20 protein-coding genes and 2 pseudogenes are annotated in these 18,311 nt (G+C 50.9%); 9 read left to right on the forward strand and 13 right to left on the reverse strand.

Going from position 1 to position 18,311, the window contains the following annotated elements; all coding sequences use genetic code 11:
* Positions 1–125: 125 nt before the first annotated feature.
* From LU633_RS23995 to yhjD, 5 genes and pseudogenes are all read left to right on the forward strand, one after another.
* Positions 126–305, forward strand: a pseudogene (locus tag LU633_RS23995) (hypothetical protein); the annotation flags it as partial.
* A gap of 17 nt (positions 306–322) precedes the next feature.
* A protein-coding gene (locus LU633_RS24000; protein ID WP_233481976.1) for an IS91 family transposase occupies positions 323–1,521 on the forward strand; the annotation gives its coding sequence in 2 pieces (ribosomal slippage) (positions 323–1,466 and positions 1,466–1,521; 1,200 coding nt in all).
* A 184-nt stretch (positions 1,522–1,705) separates the two neighbouring features.
* Positions 1,706–2,074 (forward strand): PhzF family phenazine biosynthesis protein, encoded by a 369-nt coding sequence (locus tag LU633_RS24005; RefSeq protein ID WP_016191280.1) that lies wholly within the window; start codon positions 1,706–1,708, stop codon positions 2,072–2,074.
* 141 nt (positions 2,075–2,215) lie between these two features.
* Positions 2,216–3,256 carry an IS481 family transposase gene (locus tag LU633_RS24010; protein WP_046371813.1) on the forward strand — a complete coding sequence of 347 codons (1,041 nt, stop codon included), beginning with the start codon at positions 2,216–2,218 and terminating at the stop codon, positions 3,254–3,256.
* Positions 3,257–3,315: 59 nt separating this feature from the next.
* Positions 3,316–4,329, forward strand: a complete 1,014-nt coding sequence (gene yhjD / locus LU633_RS24015) for an inner membrane protein YhjD (protein ID WP_016191281.1) — start codon at positions 3,316–3,318, stop codon at positions 4,327–4,329.
* On the opposite strand, the gene LU633_RS24020 is transcribed toward yhjD, so the two are convergent.
* The 8 genes and pseudogenes from LU633_RS24020 to cpxP form a co-directional block, all read right to left on the reverse strand.
* Positions 4,324–5,082 carry a CDP-diacylglycerol diphosphatase gene (locus LU633_RS24020; protein WP_016191282.1) on the reverse strand — a complete coding sequence of 253 codons (759 nt, stop codon included), beginning with the start codon at positions 5,080–5,082 and terminating at the stop codon, positions 4,324–4,326. The two genes, yhjD and LU633_RS24020, sit on opposite strands and share 6 nt — an antisense overlap.
* Positions 5,083–5,223: 141 nt before the next feature.
* The gene (locus LU633_RS26365; RefSeq protein ID WP_407646976.1) at positions 5,224–5,556 is read right to left on the reverse strand and encodes a hypothetical protein; all 333 of its coding nucleotides are present in this window, start codon (positions 5,554–5,556) and stop codon (positions 5,224–5,226) included.
* Positions 5,557–5,710: 154 nt separating this feature from the next.
* Positions 5,711–6,068: pseudogene (locus LU633_RS26370) on the reverse strand (transposase); the annotation flags it as partial.
* Between the two features lie 101 nt (positions 6,069–6,169).
* A complete protein-coding gene (locus LU633_RS24030) occupies positions 6,170–7,162 on the reverse strand; it encodes a sulfate ABC transporter substrate-binding protein (RefSeq protein ID WP_016191284.1) in 993 nt (330 codons plus the stop codon).
* A gap of 186 nt (positions 7,163–7,348) precedes the next feature.
* On the reverse strand, positions 7,349–7,786 hold the full coding sequence (gene tnpA / locus LU633_RS24035; protein WP_046372138.1) for an IS200/IS605 family transposase: 438 nt from the start codon (positions 7,784–7,786) through the stop codon (positions 7,349–7,351).
* A gap of 153 nt (positions 7,787–7,939) precedes the next feature.
* Positions 7,940–8,902 carry a 6-phosphofructokinase gene (gene pfkA / locus LU633_RS24040; RefSeq protein WP_016191285.1) on the reverse strand — a complete coding sequence of 321 codons (963 nt, stop codon included), beginning with the start codon at positions 8,900–8,902 and terminating at the stop codon, positions 7,940–7,942.
* A gap of 212 nt (positions 8,903–9,114) precedes the next feature.
* Entirely contained in the window at positions 9,115–10,008 is an 894-nt protein-coding gene (gene fieF, locus LU633_RS24045; protein ID WP_016191286.1) for a CDF family cation-efflux transporter FieF, read from the reverse strand.
* 327 nt (positions 10,009–10,335) lie between these two features.
* Positions 10,336–10,836 (reverse strand): cell-envelope stress modulator CpxP, encoded by a 501-nt coding sequence (gene cpxP / locus LU633_RS24050; RefSeq protein WP_016191288.1) that lies wholly within the window; start codon positions 10,834–10,836, stop codon positions 10,336–10,338.
* Positions 10,837–10,987: 151 nt separating this feature from the next.
* Between cpxP and cpxR the strand changes: the two genes are divergently transcribed.
* The 3 genes from cpxR to trmL are packed head-to-tail and all read left to right on the forward strand — an operon-like array spanning position 10,988 to position 13,575.
* A complete protein-coding gene (gene cpxR, locus LU633_RS24055; protein WP_016191289.1) occupies positions 10,988–11,683 on the forward strand; it encodes an envelope stress response regulator transcription factor CpxR in 696 nt (231 codons plus the stop codon).
* On the forward strand, positions 11,680–13,056 hold the full coding sequence (cpxA, locus tag LU633_RS24060; RefSeq protein ID WP_016191290.1) for an envelope stress sensor histidine kinase CpxA: 1,377 nt from the start codon (positions 11,680–11,682) through the stop codon (positions 13,054–13,056). The genes cpxR and cpxA overlap by 4 nt, the downstream gene beginning before the upstream one ends.
* A gap of 42 nt (positions 13,057–13,098) precedes the next feature.
* On the forward strand, positions 13,099–13,575 hold the full coding sequence (gene trmL, locus LU633_RS24065; protein ID WP_016191291.1) for a tRNA (uridine(34)/cytosine(34)/5-carboxymethylaminomethyluridine(34)-2'-O)-methyltransferase TrmL: 477 nt from the start codon (positions 13,099–13,101) through the stop codon (positions 13,573–13,575).
* Here trmL and cysE read toward each other — a convergent pair.
* The 5 genes from cysE to LU633_RS24090 form a co-directional block, all read right to left on the reverse strand.
* Entirely contained in the window at positions 13,572–14,393 is an 822-nt protein-coding gene (gene cysE / locus LU633_RS24070) for a serine O-acetyltransferase (RefSeq protein ID WP_016191292.1), read from the reverse strand. The genes trmL and cysE overlap by 4 nt on opposite strands.
* Positions 14,394–14,458: 65 nt before the next feature.
* Complete coding sequence (gene gpsA / locus LU633_RS24075; protein ID WP_016191293.1) at positions 14,459–15,478, reverse strand: NAD(P)H-dependent glycerol-3-phosphate dehydrogenase; 1,020 nt, start codon at positions 15,476–15,478, stop codon at positions 14,459–14,461.
* Positions 15,478–15,945 (reverse strand): protein-export chaperone SecB, encoded by a 468-nt coding sequence (gene secB / locus LU633_RS24080; RefSeq protein ID WP_016191294.1) that lies wholly within the window; start codon positions 15,943–15,945, stop codon positions 15,478–15,480. The genes gpsA and secB overlap by 1 nt, the downstream gene beginning before the upstream one ends.
* Before the next feature lie 42 nt (positions 15,946–15,987).
* On the reverse strand, positions 15,988–16,239 hold the full coding sequence (grxC, locus tag LU633_RS24085; protein ID WP_016191295.1) for a glutaredoxin 3: 252 nt from the start codon (positions 16,237–16,239) through the stop codon (positions 15,988–15,990).
* Between the two features lie 18 nt (positions 16,240–16,257).
* A complete protein-coding gene (locus LU633_RS24090; RefSeq protein ID WP_016191296.1) occupies positions 16,258–16,689 on the reverse strand; it encodes a rhodanese-like domain-containing protein in 432 nt (143 codons plus the stop codon).
* A 321-nt stretch (positions 16,690–17,010) separates the two neighbouring features.
* Between LU633_RS24090 and envC the strand changes: the two genes are divergently transcribed.
* Positions 17,011–18,309, forward strand: coding sequence for a murein hydrolase activator EnvC (envC, locus tag LU633_RS24095; RefSeq protein ID WP_016191297.1), 1,299 nt, complete (start codon positions 17,011–17,013; stop codon positions 18,307–18,309).
* Positions 18,310–18,311 lie beyond the last annotated feature (2 nt).

The raw sequence follows: 18,311 nt of genomic DNA on the forward strand, positions 1-18,311 counted from the left end.
GGCGGTGAACAGGACAGCCTGACGGCTGCAAATTGAAAAACATGACCGTCTGCCAGGCCCGTAGTTACCATACGCTGAGTGAGATATGTATGATCTGACTACATATTTTGCTCAGAGCCTTCCCCATGATGACCCGTAAAAGCATCGATACCATCCTGCTCTCCGTTGCCGCCGATAAGCTCTCTCAGCGTGAATGGGACTGGATGAAGATGCTCAAACCCATGGACCCGCCGCCTGTTATGGTCGCCAGGTCTATACTGGAGCGCCGGGGCGACACCGCCGCGCTTGCCCGTCTGCAGACAACTGAAGCTCAATCTGTCCCGTGCTGTCCGGTTTTACCCCGCGACCACTTAAAAAACTCTTTACGGCCAACCCGTGCTGGACCTCCTTCCTGGATGCCGGCGGGCTGTGTGATATCGAGGTCGGGGCCGTCACCAAAATGCTCGCCTGCGGCACCCGCATCAACGGCGTGAAGGAATATGGCTGCGATAATCCCGGGTGCCGGCATGTCAGATACATCACCAACGCCTGCCACAGCCGGGCCTGCCCCTCCTGCGGGAAAAAGGCCACCGTCCTGTGGATTGCCGCCCGGCTTAACCGTCTGCCGGACTGCGACTGGATACATCTCGTCTTCACCCTCCCCGATTCGCTGTGGCCCCTGCTTGAGGTTAACCGCGGGCTGCTCAACGACCTCTGCCGGCTGGCCGTCGATAACCTGCTGTTTGCTGCCGGAAAACGCGGGCGGGATATCGCTATCTTCTGCGCCATCCATACGTACGGCCGGCGACTCAACTGGCATCCCCATGTGCACGTCTCCGTCACCTGCGGCGGTATCAACGAGCACGGAAAGTGGAAAAAAATCAGCTTCCGTAAGGATGCCATGCGCGCCCGATGGATGTGGAATATCTGGCAGCTGTTGCCGGACGTCTGGTATGAAGGCGTTGCGCTGCCGCCTTCCCTGAGCCACATCACCACCGAATCACAGTGGCACAGCCTGGTGCTGACCGCCGGAGGCGATTACTGGCACGTGTACATGTCAAAAAAGACGGCCGGTGGCAAAAACACCGTGAAATACCCGGGCCGCCACCTGAAAGAACCGCCTGTAGCGGGCTCCCGGCTGGCGCACTACGCCGGCGGAGCCACGCTGAGCTTCCGCCACCATGACCACAACACCGGTGAGCAGGCGACGGAAACGCTGACGCGGCGTGACATAGTGGCACGGCTGAAACAGCACATCCCGGAGAAGTTCTTCCGGATGGTGCGCTATTTTGGTTTTCTGGCCAACAGGGTGTGCGGAGAAAAGCTGCCGGTGGTCTGCAGCGCGCCGGGGATGGAAAAGCCGGAGCCGGTGGCAAAGGTGTGCTACGCGCAGATGAGTAAGCAGTTCCTGCGGCGAGACCCGTTCGAATGTGTGCTGTGCGGCGGGCGAATGGCGTACCACCGTGCGGTTACGGGTCTGAATGTGCAGGGCTGAAAATCCACGCGCGGGAGATAAGCCTGATGAGGTACATCCCGGACTGATGCAGGGAAGATCCGCTTCGCGCACGCTGGCAGCCTGAAAAACAACCTGGAAAAGCACAAATCTTCACCAGGTTGCGGGGAGCAGACAGACCCTGCAGCATACGAATCTAATGATGGTTGAATTTTAGTCAGTTCATTCCAGCGCAGAAATAGTTTCAATTTCCTATACGTCAAGCCCAACGTCGTGGAATTCGAACGGCTGGTTCGCAAGGTACATGTCAATGACGTGATGCCATTTGGGCCACTTCAGGATGCCGATGAACAGTACGAAGTTCGTGGGCTGTTCACCGAAAAAGATGCGCTTATTGAAGATCCGGTAACAGGCAGCGCCAATGCCTGTCTGGTGCGCTATCTGGAAGCCTGGGGGATCAAACATGATTATCGTGTCCGCCAGGGAACACGGCTGCAACGCGCCGGACGCTTAAGCGTTACGCGGGACGCAGACAGCGTGCGGATCGGTCGACAGACGGTGAGCGTGCTGAATGGCATGAAAAATTTAATTGACTGGCCATGCAATGCTACACATGTGGAGCGGCAGGTTATAATTTATTGATGCTCTTTTACAAAACAAATCCAGGAAGGTTGCATGACATGTATTAGTCGCGACTTGATCTGACACTGGACCTTGAAAGGTTGAGAGTTACCGGTTTTGATATGGGTGTCTAATCCTTAAACAAAACGCGAGGTAACTCTCATGATTCATACTAACAATCCCATCATCAAACACAAAGCCGGCCTGCTCAATCTCGCCGAAGAACTCGGTAACGTATCAAAAGCCTGCAAGATCATGGGCGTGTCACGCGACACGTTTTACCGTTATCAGGAACTGGCTGCTGAAGGCGGCATCGATGCGCTGATTAACCAGAACCGCCGCGTCCCCAACCTGAAGAACCGCGCCGACGAAGCCACTGAACGCGCTGTTGTTGAATATGCCGTTGAGTTCCCGGCCCACGGGCAACACCGGACCAGTAATGAGCTGCGTAAAAAAGGCGTGTTTATCTCCGGTAGCGGCGTGCGCTCCATCTGGCAACGGCACGACCTGGAGAACTTCCGTAAACGCCTGAAGGCACTTGAGGAAAAGGTCGCCAGAGAAGGCATCGTGCTTACCGACGCTCAAATCGCAGCGCTGGAGAAGAAGGCCCACGATGACGAGGCCAGCGGAGAAATCGAAACTGCTCACCCGGGTTATCTCGGGTCGCAGGACACCTTCTACGTGGGCAATCTGAAAGGTGTGGGTCGTATCTACCAGCAGACGTTCGTGGATACGTACTCGAAAGTGGCACACTGCAAGCTGTATACGAGTAAAACGCCGATCACCGCCGCAGACCTGCTCAATGATCGCGTACTGCCGTTCTACGAGGCTCAGGGACTGCCGATGCTGAGGATCCTGACCGACAGGGGAACGGAGTACTGTGGTAAGGTGGAGCAGCATGATTACCAGCTGTATCTGGCCATCAACGATATCGACCATACAAAAACGAAGGCGATGTCTCCGCAGACGAACGGCATCTGCGAGCGCTTCCATAAAACTATTTTGCAGGATTTTTATCAGGTTACGTTCCGTAAGAAGTTATACGAAGACCTGGAGAGCCTGCAAACGGATCTGGACAACTGGTTGTGGCATTACAATAATGAGCGAACTCATCAGGGAAAAATGTGCTGCGGGCGTACGCCAATGGCCACGTTACTTGATGGTAAACGAGTCTGGGCAGAAAAAAATCTGAACCAGATGTAATCTGACAGACACCTGTATAAATAACCGGTAACTGTCAGATCAGGTCTGAGCTAGTACACATGACAGAAACTAAACGGCCCCCCACTCCGCATCCGGACGAAAAACCGCTTATTGATATCAGGACCGGCAATCAGATCATAGACAAGTCCATCGGTCGTTTTTCAAAACTGATTGCCCGATTTCAGGCAATCCATGCGGTGGCGCATTTTATTCGTGCAGGCGAACGTTTTAATGACCGTCTGGGAAGCCAGTTTGGCGCCGCAATCACTTATTTCTCCTTTCTTTCACTCATTCCAATTCTCATGGTTTCTTTTGCTGCAGTCGGGTTTGTGCTCGCATCTGACCAGGATCTACTGACGGAGCTGATCAATAAGATCGTCAACAGCATCAGCGATCCAACGCTGGCTACAACACTTAAAAATACGGTGAAAACAGCCATTGAGCAGCGCACCACTGTTGGTCTCACTGGCCTGCTTATTGCCCTTTATTCCGGGATCAGCTGGATGGGCAATTTGCGCGAAGCCATTCTCGCGCAATCACGTGACGTCTGGGAACGTAATAAACAGGATCAGGAGAAAGTCTGGTTTAAGTACTCACGGGATTTTATTTCGCTTACTGGTCTGGTCATCGCACTGATAGTGACGCTTTCGCTGACCTCCATTGCCGGAGCAGCTCAGGCGACCATCGTACAGGCGCTGGGTTTGGAAGGTATTGAGTGGCTACGACCGGTGATGACACTCATCGCACTATCCATATCAATTATGGCTAATTACTTACTGTTCCTGTGGATTTTCTGGATATTGCCCCACCACAAACCGCGTAAGAAAGCACTCTTTCGTGGCACACTGCTTGCCGCAATAGGTTTCGAAGTCATCAAGTTTATTATGACGCTGACGCTCCCCAAACTGGCCTCTTCACCTTCTGGCGCGGCTTTTGGATCGGTACTTGGGCTAATGGCTTTTTTCTATTTCTTCGCCCGCCTGACGCTGTTTTGTGCGGCATGGATTGCTACCGCACGCTATTCAGACGACAAACCGATCAGGCCAGCCACCACTAAACACCCGGCATTATGATTTAAGGATGCTGCAACTGTGGTCCTGTAGCTCTTCCGCAGAACCTCGGTTCAGCAGCAACAGATTACGCTTAATAACCATGATGGCACGACGCCCATCCGGTAATGAAGCAACCGCGATCCCATATTTGTACATCTCTTCCCGTGCGCCGGGCAGCTCGTTAGCAACATGGATAAACGGGCTGCTCTTTTGCATCTCGTCGCCCGTGAGGGTGCGAACCTGGTACTGATGTTCTCCCAGTTGTGCAAACTGCCATTTGCTGTTTAATGTTGAAGCCAGCGTGTCCAGATGGCGGCGAATATCCGGACGCAGGCAGGAAATATGAATATGCAGCTGGTCTTGTGTTCGACCACGTAGCGAATTAACCGCTAAGGATACGGCGCTGTCATTGATCGGCTGGCCGCGTTTCTCCGTCATGTAATGACGAGAACGCCAAGCTTCGGCAAAGAAATTAGGGGTAGCAGGATGAAGTAACTTTTGATCTTCAATCCCGGTGATTTTTTCAACCGGGATCAGCAGAAATTGCAATGGACCGATTTGATCTTTCAGCACCACGTAATCATAGCGAAGATCGACGATACGGCACGGTGTTGGATTGTTATTTTTTTGTTGATTTGGTACACATTTCTGACTAACGATGTTCCATAACGCACCTGCGCTGGGTTTATGACCCAACACAACAGAAGCACAGCCCGCTGTCACCACAACCCCAACCAATGCCACTGCGATGAGGGTATGCCTTTGCCCCTGCATGTCTGAAACCTCTAAGCTCTATTCGCTCATAATGTAAACTGATCATTATAGAAGATCATTTCAAATAATATATCCTGGTGATTAATTAAATAGTGGTTAAAAAATGAAAAATTAACTGATAGGAAACAGTAAGAGCCTGTCTCAATATGGCTTTATTCCAGACAATAAGACCACAGGAAAATGCAACAGGGCCCCGTCATTCTCAGACGTCTTTCCCCGTCGGGTCAGGGTCCGGCGAAACCGGTTCATCCGGCTGTGCCTCCTCCCGACTGCCCGGCGACGGACCCTGAAGCTCGTGGTTTTGCTGGCCTCATATTCCTCTTTACGGGGCGGGATATAAGGCTCGTCACGACGGCCCAACCGGTCTGTTTTGCCCGGGCGCTCCGTCGCCTTTGTCCGGGCAGAGTCCGGGTTTTTGCCCCGGGCATCCCGTCTGAAAAGCACCGGGTGTGTCCGCCACCAGTTTGATGTCATGCCTGTCTGCTGCTGCGACGACCCGTGGCAGAGGAAGCCCGCCGGCGTCTGTCATCAGACTGGGCTTTACGCCCTGTTTCCCTGTTTCCCTGTTTCCCTGTTTCCCTGTGTCCCTGTGTCCCTGTGTCCCTGTGTCCGTGGGGTAGCGTCCTGTTTTTTGTCCCGGACAGCGGTGATGTTGTCATACCGCCATCCACCGACAACCATGAGCAGTCCGTGCCGTCCGGGTGCTCACAGGCCAGTAATCCGTTCTGCCAGAAACGCCCGAAGACACCTGCGTCTCTCCGTTCCCGGAAGCGCCGGGGCGCAGAAGCTGATGAACCTATCCCTGTGGCATTGAGTGCATTCCACTGACAGGCTGTGCTGGGGACGAAGAAAATGGCGTTCATTGCGGCCCGATTATCAACACGTTTTCGGCGCGTACCCGGAGGATGGCGGGTTTTGTGTTCCGGGATAAGCGGGGCCATTTTGTCCCGGAGTTCATCGCTAATCTGCCCTTTACCGCCTGCCATACTTTGCCCTCAGATATGACCGGGATGCATTATACGATGGCGCTTTTTGGGACAGAGTCTAAACCAGCGTATAAATCCGGCTTACGTTGAGACGGGATTATTTAACGCTGCATAACCTGGTCGTAAATACCACCATCGGCGAAGTGTGTTTTTTGGGCTTTATTCCAGCCACCAAATTTAGGATCGTCAATCGTAAAAAGCTTGAGCGGTGAGAACGTGCTGGCATATTTCTTCGCCACCACCGGATCCCGAGGACGATAATAATTTTTGGCAGCAATCTCCTGCCCCTCGGGCGAATACAGATACTTGAGGTAGGCTTCGGCCACGCTGCGGGTGGCACGCTCGTCCACGACCTTATCAACAACCGAGACGGTCGGTTCTGCAAGAATGGATTCGCCCGGTGTGACAATTTCAAACCGATCTTTACCAAGTTTGTTAGCTGCCAGATAAGCTTCGTTTTCCCAGGCAATCAGCACGTCGCCAATCCCACGTTCAACAAATGTATTGGTGGCCGCTCGTGCGCCGGAATCCTGAACTTCTACATTTTTGAACAATGCTTTGATATAGGTCTGCGCTTTGGCTGCATCACCGTTGTTTTTATCCAGCGCCCAGCCCCATGCAGCCAGATAGTTCCAACGTGCGCCACCTGAGGTTTTAGGATTAGGCGTGATGACAGACACGCCGGGCTTCGTCAGATCCTGCCAGTCATGTATCTGCTTAGGATTTCCCTTGCGAACAAGGAATACGATAGTGGATGTATAAGGCGCGGAGTTGTCAGGTAAGCGCTTTATCCAGTTTTTATCGATACGGCCCCGGTCAGCAATTGCATCGACATCAGATTGTAGTGCCAGCGTCACCACGTCGGCGCGGATGCCATTAATAACCGAGGTCGCCTGCTTACCTGAACCACCATGCGACTGGCGGATAACCACGTTGTCTCCGGTTTCCTGCTTATAGTGCGCACTGAACACTTTGTTATATTGCTCATAGAACTCACGCGTTGGATCATAAGACACGTTTAACAACTGAATGTCTTTTGCAAAGACGCTGGTCGATACCAGCAAAAGGATAAATCCTACACGCCACTTATTCATCTTGCGTACGCTCCAAATATTTTATTCTGGAAGCGTGACACAAACTCTTTTACGTTTTAAAGAATTAAAAGAAAGAGTTAATAGCTAAATGGAATAACTTTCTGCGTAAAAAACCACCTGCATAGCAGGTGGCATTGATTTCGCCCCACAGGGGCGCACTAAGTCCAGACTCAGAGAGCCTTCCCTTCACACTTCTTTCAGTGGAAGCTGGCTCTCTTCAACTTCATGTTTTTCCTGATACTTCACGTACTTTATTATCATTTCTTCGTTTATACCTACGGTATCGACACAATAACCTCTTGCCCAAAAATCATTCCCCCACTGCTTGTTCTTACGCAGGCAGGGAAATTTACTGAACAATCGAAGGGCTGTTTTACCCTTTAAGTCGCCTGTTACATGGGAAATCGAAAGCCGTGGAGGCACTTTTACCCGCAAAGGGACATGGTCTGTCTGGACATTCAGCTCCACTACTTCTATCCCGGGCTGCTCACCTGAGATCCTTATCTGCTTACAGACCTCTTTACCAACATTGTTCCTGAGGATGCGAAACCGGTACCTGGGTGTCCATACGATATGATATTGACAACACCAGAGCACATGAGATGCTTTCTGGAATCTGCTCATGGTTAAATCCCTGGCAGTTATGGGGACAACAGATTCGGATTTTCCCATGAGTAGCATGACTGGCAGAGCCAACTTATTGCTGACCACCTCCACAGGAGGTGGTGTTCATGCAGGGATCAAAAAAGGCACTGTGCTTCAGTGCCTTGATTTATCTTAATAAAGTTTTTTAGCCGTTTCTAACCAGTCGCCTTTAAATGGTCGCTTCATGTTTTCGATGGCATCAATGATGTCGTGGTGCACCATTTTTTCATTTTGTATACCGACACAGCGTCCACCATAGCCCTGTAACAACAGTTCAATGGAGTAGGCACCCATGCGGGAAGCCAGAATACGATCATAAGCTACCGGCGCACCGCCTCGCTGGATATGGCCCAATACCGTGGCGCGCGTCTCTCGTTTCGTCTCGGACTCGATAAATTTGGCCAGTTCGTCGATGTCGCAAATATGTTCAGTTATTGCCACAATTGCGTGTTTTTTGCCTTTCGCGATGCCCGCTTTGATTTCTTCAACCAGCTCTTCACGAGTATAAGGAATTTCAGGCAACACAATAAATTCACAGCCACCGGCGATGGCTGCAGCCAGCGTCAAATCGCCACAGTAGCGCCCCATCACTTCCACAATAGAGATACGCTGATGGGAAGAGGAGGTGTCGCGCAGACGGTCTATTGCTTCCACCACCGTTTCCAGCGCGGTGAAGTAACCGATGGTGTAATCTGTACCCGCAACATCGTTGTCTATGGTGCCTGGCAAGCCGATACAGGGGAATCCCATCTCAGTCAGACGTTTAGCGCCCATATAAGAACCATCGCCACCAATGACCACCAGCGCATCAATGCCACGCTTTTTCATGTTCTCAATGGCAACCGCACGAACCGATTCTTCACGAAACTCAGGAAAACGGGCAGAGCCAAGAAAAGTGCCACCCCGGTTAATCATATCCGATACGCTGTATCGGTCCAGATTCACCATGCGGTCTTCATACAGGCCCATGTAACCATCATAAATGCCAAAAACTTCCAGGTTTTCACTCAACGCTGCGCGAACAACTCCCCGGATGGCTGCATTCATGCCGGGTGCGTCACCGCCACTTGTCAGTACACCGATTTTTCTAATCATGACAACCTCTGAACTTGTTAATGCAAATATAAAAATTCTGAACGCCGCAGGGGGAAGCAACAGACGTGGGCAATTTTCCTGATTGATGCTGGCTATACTATATCAATGTCTGTGAGCTGAATTGATTCAGGTCAGCGATCAACCTGCAATTCTTCCCTGCCAACTCACCCTCTGACAGGCCAGGGTGCATGGGGCGTATTTGAGTGAGAATCTTAACGCATATGATGCTGTTCGGGAACGACTGAGCAAGGATCCTGGTGGATTGTGATATCTGCACCGGGAAACCCCGCCAGCAACGCCAGCTCAACCTCTGTAGCAATGCGGTGTGCATAAAGCAACGGTAAGTCATCATCCAATTCCAGATGAAGCTGAATAAAGCGGGTTGGGCCAGACTGACGAGTACGGATGTCGTGCACACCCCGTACACCCGGCCAGCTGGAAACAATAGCGTTAATTTCTCGCCGATCGTCCTCTGGCAGCGCTCTGTCAAGCAGCGACTGGACAGCGTCATAGCCCATTCTCAATGCACTGTAGAGTATCCAGACGCCAATGCCCAATGCAAAAAACGCATCAGCACGCCGGAAGCCATACCAGCTGAGGACCAGCGCCACCAGAATCGCGCCATTCATTATCACGTCTGACTGATAATGCAGCATATCAGCGCGAACGGCCTGACTGTGGGTATGCCGAACAACCCAGCGCTGAAAAGTCACCAGTATCAGGGTTGAAAACAGAGCAATAAGGGTTACCATCACGCCAATCAACGGAGCGCGCATCTCCATGGGCGTGGCAAAGTGCTGTATACCAGTCAGAAAAAGAAAGAATGCCGAACCGGAAATAAACATGCTTTGCGCCAGCGCTGCGAGAGATTCCGCTTTACCATGGCCAAAGGTGTGTTCATCGTCCGCAGGTTGAAGAGAATAACGCACCACCAGCAGATTAGTCAGCGAAGCCGCAACATCTACAAGTGAATCCACCAGTGCTGCCAACAGGCTGACGGAACCTGTGTACCACCAGGCAAAAACCTTTATCAACAGCAATACTGACGCCAGCGTGGTTGCCGCCAGTGCAGCTGAATTAACCCGTCGCGCATAATGTTGTTCCATGCCTGACTCCATTATATGCAGAACAGTCAGTATACTGGATTTCAGGAAAAAACCTCTGGGTGAAGGGGGATGTAACCGGGTCGTCGGGAGGATGCACAGCCGGATGAACCGGTTTCGCCGGCCCCTGACCCGACGGGAAAAGACGTCTGAGAATGACGGGACCCTGTTGCATTTTTCCTGTGGTCTTATTGTCTGGAATAAAGTCCTGTTGAGACAGGCGCTAAATAGCTATTGGCTTAAATTGAAAATTAAATGATGGGTAAAAAACTCATTATAAGTGGGAAGACAGGGATGGTGGTGTCTATGGCAAGGAAAACAGTTGTTATGTTACTGACTACTATGCACTTCGTGCAGCGGTGAATCCGGCTGCATATCGGTTAACTTGCGCATTTCATTAATGCGCTGCTGATGTCGCTCGTTTAAGGCGTCCTGCTGCGTTTGTGTTAGCAAGTGATACATCTGATTGCGTACTCGTGCTATTTCGACCTGTCGGTCAATTTCTTTTATTGCAATGAGATCTAACCTTGCTTTATATGCCACTTCATTGAATTTATCTGCAATAATAATGTCGTGCAGAGATTCTAAATCGTTAATATTTATAGGAGACCGCCGATGACGCGCCTGTTGCATTAAATCCCGCATTTGTTGACGCTGCTGTTCAGAAAGATTGATTCCATCAAACATGAGAGTCTGTGGAGTCTGTGTCACGCTGTGTGACATCATCTCTTCAGGATGCATCTGGTCAGTCATTGTCACTTTTGTGGCCCATGCAGCAGAAAAGTTTATCATCAGTGTGGGTAACACAACGACGGCGGTAACTATGCGCATCGTTCACTCCCGGTTTGGTTTCCATACGTCGATTCAACGAAAGCCAGTCTACGGAGACCGCTGAAAACATGCGTCAGGCGGTGTAAAACTACGTAAAGTCATGGATTGACAGCATTCGTTCACGGTATTTTGCCTGCGGAGGGCAATAAAAATGAATAAAATCCTGTTGGTTGACGATGACCGCGAATTGACTTCGCTATTGAAAGAATTGCTTGAAATGGAGGGCTTCAACGTATTAGTCGCCGGTGATGGCGAGCAGGCACTGGGGCTACTGGACAATTCGATTGATCTGCTTTTACTGGATGTCATGATGCCAAAGAAAAATGGCATCGACACCCTGAAGGAACTGCGACAGCACCACCAGACACCAGTGATTATGTTGACTGCACGGGGTAGCGAACTGGATCGTGTTCTGGGGCTTGAACTCGGGGCAGATGACTATTTACCCAAACCGTTTAACGACCGTGAGCTGGTTGCCAGAATACGCGCAATTTTACGCCGTTCAAACTGGAGCGAACAGCAACAGCATGATAACAGCTCGCCCACTTTGGAAGTCGATCACTTACGTCTGAATCCGGGCCGTCAGGAAGCAAGTTTTGATGACATCGCGCTGGATCTCACTGGGACGGAATTCACGCTGCTTTATTTACTGGCACAGCATCTGGGGCAAGTTGTATCACGTGAGCACCTGAGTCAGGAAGTTTTAGGCAAACGCCTGACGCCGTTCGATCGCGCAATCGATATGCATATATCCAATCTACGCCGTAAACTTCCAGATCGCAAGGATGGCCACCCCTGGTTTAAAACCCTGCGAGGGCGAGGCTATCTAATGGTTTCCGCAACATGATTTCAAGCCTGACCACCCGCATCTTCGCCATTTTCTGGCTGACTCTGGCACTGGTGCTGATGCTGGTTTTAATGCTACCTAAACTGGATACACGTCAAATGACGCCGCTTCAGGATAATGAGCAGCGTCAGGGAATAATGATTGAGCAACACATCGAGGCCGAGCTCATTCAGACCCCCCCCAATGACTTGATGTGGTGGCGCAGGTTGTTCCGGGTCATCGATAAATGGGCACCACCCGGCCAGCGTTTGTTGCTGGTGACCAGTGAAGGTCGGGTAATTGGCGCACAACATAATGAAATGCAGGTGATTCGTAATTTTATCGGCCAGTCCGACAATGCCAATCACCCGAAGAAAAAGAAATACGGCAGAACAGAAATGCTCGGCCCATTCTCCGTTCGCGACGGGGAAGATAATTATCAGCTCTATTTAATCCGACCTGCTGGCAGCACGCAGCTGGACTTTATCAACCTACTGTTTGATCGTCCTTTGCTGTTACTTGTGGTGACCATGCTAATTAGTTCTCCATTATTGCTTTGGCTGGCATGGAGTCTGGCGAAACCTGCACGCAAGCTGAAACACGCAGCGGATGACGTCGCCGCAGGTAATTTGCGACAAAGACCGGAACTGGAGTCTGGTCCACAGGAATTTCTGGCTGCAGGTGCCAGTTTTAATCAAATGGTCAGCGCCCTGGAAAGGATGATGACCAGCCAACAGCGTTTACTTTCTGATATCTCTCACGAATTACGTACCCCACTCACTCGTCTGCAGCTTGCAACCGCACTGATGCGACGTCGTCAGGGCGAAGGAAAAGAGCTACAGCGTATAGAAATGGAAGCCCTGCGCCTGGACGGCATGATTAACGATTTGCTGGTGCTGTCCCGTACACAGCATAAGAATGCGTTGGTCAGTGAAGCCATGAAAGCCAGCCAACTGTGGTCAGGCGTGTTGGACGATGCACAGTTTGAGGCAGAGCAGATGGGAAAAACGCTTGATATACCCTATCCACCGGGCCCATGGCCCTTGTACGGCAACCCCAGCGCACTGGACAGCGCCCTTGAAAACATTGTTCGCAATGCCCTTCGTTATTCCTACTCGAAAATCATGGTGAGTTTCTCGGTCGATAAGCGGGGAATTACCGTCCATGTCGATGATGATGGTCCTGGCGTCAGCACTGAAGATCGCGAACAAATTTTTCGGCCTTTTTATCGAACAGATGAAGCACGCGACCGTGAGTCTGGGGGGACCGGCCTGGGGCTGGCAATCGTCGAAACCGCCATTCAACAGCATCATGGATGGGTTAAAGCTGATGACAGTCCGCTAGGTGGCTTACGGCTGACAATATGGCTACCGCTCTATACCAGCACCAGCTGATCTTTGCTATGCTGCGGCACTTGTTATTAAGGGCCGCAGACAATGTTGAATATCGTTTTATTTGAACCCGAGATTCCGCCTAATACGGGTAATATTATTCGCCTTTGTGCTAATACTGGTTTCCGGCTCCATCTTATAGAGCCGCTGGGCTTTACGTGGGATGATAAACGTCTGCGCAGGGCTGGCCTTGATTACCATGAGTTTACGGCGATACAGCATCATGCCAGCTATGAGACGTTTGTTGAGGCAGAAGCTCCCGAACGTCTGTTTGCTTTAACCACCAAGGGAACACCTGCGCACAGTGATGTGGGCTACCAGACAGAGGATTACCTGGTTTTTGGACCAGAAACACGGGGATTGCCTGACCGTATTTTAAACGCGCTCCCTGCCAGACAGAAAATCCGCATTCCTATGCGACCTGACAGCCGTAGCATGAATCTGTCGAATGCCGTCTCCGTAGTGGTGTATGAAGCGTGGCGCCAATTAAATTATGGCGGCGCATTGATTAAAACGGGTTAAATCCCGTCTCCAAATTCAAAACCCGGCGCCATTCCGTTGAAATGCTGATCCATATCCATTGAGGGCTTATCGCTGTTCGGTTTACCCACGATACGGGCTGGCACGCCCGCAGCTGTAGTATGAGGCGGCACAGGGTGCAGGACCACAGAACCTGCACCGATTTTTGCTCCACAACCAATTTCAATATTGCCGAGAATTTTGGTGCCGGCTCCAATCATCACCCCTTCACGGATTTTAGGATGACGATCGCCCGAGGTTTTACCCGTTCCGCCCAAGGTAACCGATTGTAATATTGATACATCATCTTCGATCACCGCCGTTTCACCCACAACGATCCCGGTTGCATGATCAAGCATAATGCCACGACCAATTTTAGCTGCCGGATGAATATCGACTGCAAATGAAACAGATACCTCATTTTGCAAATAGACCGCGAGCGCTCTGCGGCCCTCGTTCCACAGCCAATGCCCAATCCGATAAGCCTGCAAGGCATGGAAACCTTTCAGATATAATAAGGGCGTGGAATATTTATCAATGGCAGGATCGCGCTGGCGCACGGCCTGGATGTCGCACGCAGCGGACCCGATCATCGACGGATCCTGCCGATAGGCTTCCTGCACGATCTCACGGATAGCGATAGCAGGCATAATGGGGTTGGCCAGCTTATTCGCCAACATGTAACTCAATGCACTGCCCAGATTGTCATGTTTTAGTAAGGTTGCATGATAAAAACTGGCCAACATTGGTTCACAATCTGCCAGGATCCATGCCTCTGCTTTTATATAATCCCAGATCAATTCAGGCTCTACACACGGCATTGTTTCTCCCCTCTAAATATAGTTTCCATTGAACACCGGAAACTATTGCGCCGGGCCATCTGGTCTTAACTGACGCTGTTTTCATCTTTTCTGGCGCGCCCAAGCAGACTTAATGCTGCATCCCGTGCGCTTTTTTGGCAATACAGTACCTCATAAATTTGCTCTGTAATGGGCATTTCAACGCCATAACGCGCCGCTAACACCTTCACTTCTTTCGTGTTTCGGAATCCTTCAACCACCTGTCCAATACTGTTCTGGGCCGCCTCAACCTCAATTCCTTGTCCTAACAGCATGCCGAAACGACGGTTTCTGGACTGATTATCTGTACAGGTCAGTACCAGATCGCCAAGACCCGCCATACCCATAAAAGTAGCAGGATCGGCACCCAGTGCGATGCCAAGGCGTGACATCTCCGCCAGGCCACGGGTTATCAGGGCGGTTCGTGCATTTGCACCGAATCCGATGCAGTCAGAAATACCAGCTCCAATTGCGATAACGTTTTTTACCGCACCGCCTAACTGGACACCAATAAAGTCAGCATTATTGTAAACGCGAAAGCTCTTACCACAATGTAGTAACGTTTGCAGCTCTTGCGCAAATACATCGTCCGTTGCCGCCAGTGCGATAGCCGTCGGCAGGCCAGCCGCCAGTTCTTTGGCAAAGGTCGGCCCGGAAATCACAGCAAGGGGAAAGGTATCGCCAAGGATTTCGTGCGCTACTTCCTGTAATAGTCGTCCCGTGTCTTTTTCAAGCCCCTTGGTGGCCCAGACAATGCGCGAATCTACCCGCAAATGCGGCTTGATATGTTTCAGCATATCACCAAAAACATGGCTGGGAACGACCACCAGCACGTCCCGGCTTGCCGTAATGGCGGCTGCCAGTTCGGTTTCAATTTTTAGCGAGTCGGGAAAAGGTACATCAGGCAAAAAAGCGGTATTACAGCGGTCATGCTGGAGTCGCGTCTGATGTTGCGCATTATGACCCCATAACACCACATTATGCCCATTCCGGCTTAACGTAATGGCAAGGGCGGTGCCGTAAGATCCGGCACCGATAACGCTCATTGATGCACTCGCCTGTGGCATTACGCATCCTGCTTTGGCGCGGTGCCTTCGCTTGCCTGCTGCTGAAGATAATTCATAAACAGTGCATCAAAGTTAACCGGAGCCAGATTTAACTGAGGGAAAGTACCGCGTGAAACCAGGCTGGTAATACATTCACGCGCATAAGGGAAAAGAATATTTGGACAATATGCACCAAGACAATGCGCCATTTGATTGCCTTCAATACCGGAGACGGAGAAAATACCGGCCTGCTGTACTTCGCAAAGGAACGCCGCTTCTTCGCCCACGGTCGCGGTAACTGTAACGCGTAAGACCACTTCGAAGACATCATCGGCTAGCTGACTCGACGCCGTGTCCAAATCCAGTTTAACGTCTGGCTCCCACTCTTTCTGGAAGATCTGAGGCGCGTTAGGTGCTTCAAAAGAGACATCTTTAGTATAGATACGCTGAATCTGGAAAGACATCTCGGTACTGTTTTGTTCTGACATGTTACGTAGTCCTATATGTTAAATAATCCGTGTTCCGGTTAGTTATCCTAATAGCGAGTCAAGACCCTGAGGACCATCGAGTGCGAAGATATCGTCACAACCACCGATATGCCGGTCATTGATAAAAATCTGAGGTACTGTCGTACGGCCGCTTCGCTCGATCATTTCTTCGCGCTTTTCAGCATCACCATCAATAGCAATTTCCCGCCAGGAAACCCCTTTCTGACTCAGCAGTGCTTTTGCACGGTGGCAGAAGGGACAGGTTGCTTTAGTATAAATTTCAACGTTCGCCATGTTGCGCCTCTCCTGATTTTATTTGCCACGCACCAGCGGAAGGTTCTCACCATTCCAGCCGGAAACGCCATCTTTGAGAACAAAGACTCGCTCAAAACCTGCCGTATTAAGCTGTGCAGCAGATTCAGCAGCGGACGTTCCCGTCGCGCAAACCACAATCAGCGGCTGCGTTTTATGTTTTTCCAGTTCACTGAAACTGCCTTTTTTGATATCGGCAGCCAGCACGTTAACAGAATTGGAAATATGGCCTTTGCGGAAATCATCGCGCGAACGGACGTCAACCACCACGGCATCTTCTTTATTAATTAAGTGGATTGCCTCACCACGACTGATGGTTTTTACTTTTGAAAACAGGCCTTTAAATGTTGTAACAACAACTAAAACCAACAGCACGACCCACGCCAGACTGAGGATGGTATGGTTGCCTGCGAACTGCATAATATCTTGCATGAAGGGTAACAACTCCCGAAGCGGGTTAATGAGCTAAAATAAGGCTTCTGAGTATACCTTTCAGTGCGTTCATGTACAGTCGTGAAGGAGCGGGAGTATGGTTTTCTGGGACAGAACCGCAAAAAAAATGCTGTAAATGCACATTCTCAGTTGAGTTTGCGACAACAGCACATTCTTAAGGTGATTTGTTGCTCAATGTCTTTCCGCCCTCAATCGGGCACTACTCCACCTGGCTGCCCCTTAGCTTTGTCATTAATGGAAACGCAAAAGCCGTGGAGATAGCTGGTAAGCGGCTGTTCATCGTGGAATAATCCCAGTCCTATGTGGGAAAAAACGACAGTTTCAACGCTTCGAACCCAGGGTGATGGATCGGCCAGCGGCGTTCCATCACACCCTATTGCGTTCCTTCTTTCCAGCTGCTTACTTTGCGCTGGTTTTCTGCTGCCTGCTGTCAGTCAGGCAGCAGATGACAATAAATCTGAACTCAAAAATATTCAGCAGAATATCGCTGCCAAAGAAAAAAGTGTTCTGCTACAAAAACAGCAACGTGGCAAACTGATTGATCAGTTACAAAGCCAGGAAAAACTCATCGCTCAGACCAGCCGGCAACTGCGCGAAACACAAATTACGCTCACGGCTCTGAACAAAAAAATCACCTCTCTCACTGGCTCAATCAGCAAATTGCAGATGCAACAGGACAGCCAGCAAAAATTACTGGCCGACCAGCTTGATGCGGCTTTCCGGCAGGGTCGGCACAGTGGTGTCCAACTCATCCTCAGCGGCGAAGAGAGCCAGCGTAGCGAGCGTATTCTTGCCTATTTCGGCTATCTTAATACCGCACGTCAAAAATCTATCGACGATCTGAAAAAGACGCGTAGCGATCTTGCAGCACAGAAGGTAATACTGGAAGAAAAGCAGGCGCTGCAGAAATCCCTGCTCACTTCGCAACTGGGCCAACAACGACAACTGGAAAGCGCTCGCGTTGCCCGCAAGAAAACACTGACCGCGCTGGAATCGTCACTGGAAAAAGATCAGGCCCAGCTGACAGAAATGCGGCAAAATGAGCGCCGTTTACAGGATAAAATTGCTGCCGCAGAGCGGGAAGCGCGGGCTGAACGAGAAGCCAGAGACGCACAACGTATTCGTGAGCGTGAAGCACAGGCAAAAAACAAAGGCACTACGTATAAACCCACTGAAGGTGAGCGCTCGCTTATAGCGCGTACTGGCGGGTTGGGCCGTCCGTCGGGGCAGGCAGTCTGGCCAGTGCATGGGCGGCTGGAACACCGCTTCGGTGAACAACTTCAGGGAGAACTTCGCTGGAAAGGCCTGGTCATTAATGCGCCGGAAGGCACTGAAGTAAAGGCCATTGCTGACGGACGCGTATTAATGGCTGACTGGCTACAAGGTTACGGCCTGGTCGTGGTTATTGAGCACGGCAAAGGTGATATGAGCCTTTATGGCTATAACCAAAGTGCGCTGGTAAGCGTGGGTGCCCAGGTACGTGCCGGACAGCCCGTTGCACTGGTTGGAACCAGCGGCGGCAGAGGGACTCCCTCACTTTATTTTGAAATCCGCCGTCAGGGACAGGCCGTCAATCCACTACCGTGGTTGGGAAGATAACT

This window comes from Erwinia tracheiphila (genome assembly GCF_021365465.1).
GTDB lineage: Bacteria > Pseudomonadota > Gammaproteobacteria > Enterobacterales > Enterobacteriaceae > Erwinia > Erwinia tracheiphila.

Bases quoted from the DNA above. Each gene is read 5' to 3' on its own strand.
- LU633_RS24010 (WP_046371813.1), top strand. From the start codon at position 2,216: ATGATTCATACTAACAATCCCATCATCAAACACAAAGCCGGCCTGCTC.
- yhjD (WP_016191281.1), top strand. From the start codon at position 3,316: ATGACAGAAACTAAACGGCCCCCCACTCCGCATCCGGACGAAAAACCG.
- LU633_RS24020 (WP_016191282.1), bottom strand. From the start codon at position 5,082: ATGCAGGGGCAAAGGCATACCCTCATCGCAGTGGCATTGGTTGGGGTT.
- LU633_RS26365 (WP_407646976.1), bottom strand. From the start codon at position 5,556: ATGACATCAAACTGGTGGCGGACACACCCGGTGCTTTTCAGACGGGAT.
- LU633_RS24030 (WP_016191284.1), bottom strand. From the start codon at position 7,162: ATGAATAAGTGGCGTGTAGGATTTATCCTTTTGCTGGTATCGACCAGC.
- tnpA (WP_046372138.1), bottom strand. From the start codon at position 7,786: ATGAGCAGATTCCAGAAAGCATCTCATGTGCTCTGGTGTTGTCAATAT.
- pfkA (WP_016191285.1), bottom strand. From the start codon at position 8,902: ATGATTAGAAAAATCGGTGTACTGACAAGTGGCGGTGACGCACCCGGC.
- fieF (WP_016191286.1), bottom strand. From the start codon at position 10,008: ATGGAACAACATTATGCGCGACGGGTTAATTCAGCTGCACTGGCGGCA.
- cpxP (WP_016191288.1), bottom strand. From the start codon at position 10,836: ATGCGCATAGTTACCGCCGTCGTTGTGTTACCCACACTGATGATAAAC.
- cpxR (WP_016191289.1), top strand. From the start codon at position 10,988: ATGAATAAAATCCTGTTGGTTGACGATGACCGCGAATTGACTTCGCTA.
- cpxA (WP_016191290.1), top strand. From the start codon at position 11,680: ATGATTTCAAGCCTGACCACCCGCATCTTCGCCATTTTCTGGCTGACT.
- trmL (WP_016191291.1), top strand. From the start codon at position 13,099: ATGTTGAATATCGTTTTATTTGAACCCGAGATTCCGCCTAATACGGGT.
- cysE (WP_016191292.1), bottom strand. From the start codon at position 14,393: ATGCCGTGTGTAGAGCCTGAATTGATCTGGGATTATATAAAAGCAGAG.
- gpsA (WP_016191293.1), bottom strand. From the start codon at position 15,478: ATGCCACAGGCGAGTGCATCAATGAGCGTTATCGGTGCCGGATCTTAC.
- secB (WP_016191294.1), bottom strand. From the start codon at position 15,945: ATGTCAGAACAAAACAGTACCGAGATGTCTTTCCAGATTCAGCGTATC.
- grxC (WP_016191295.1), bottom strand. From the start codon at position 16,239: ATGGCGAACGTTGAAATTTATACTAAAGCAACCTGTCCCTTCTGCCAC.
- LU633_RS24090 (WP_016191296.1), bottom strand. From the start codon at position 16,689: ATGCAAGATATTATGCAGTTCGCAGGCAACCATACCATCCTCAGTCTG.
- envC (WP_016191297.1), top strand. From the start codon at position 17,011: ATGTGGGAAAAAACGACAGTTTCAACGCTTCGAACCCAGGGTGATGGA.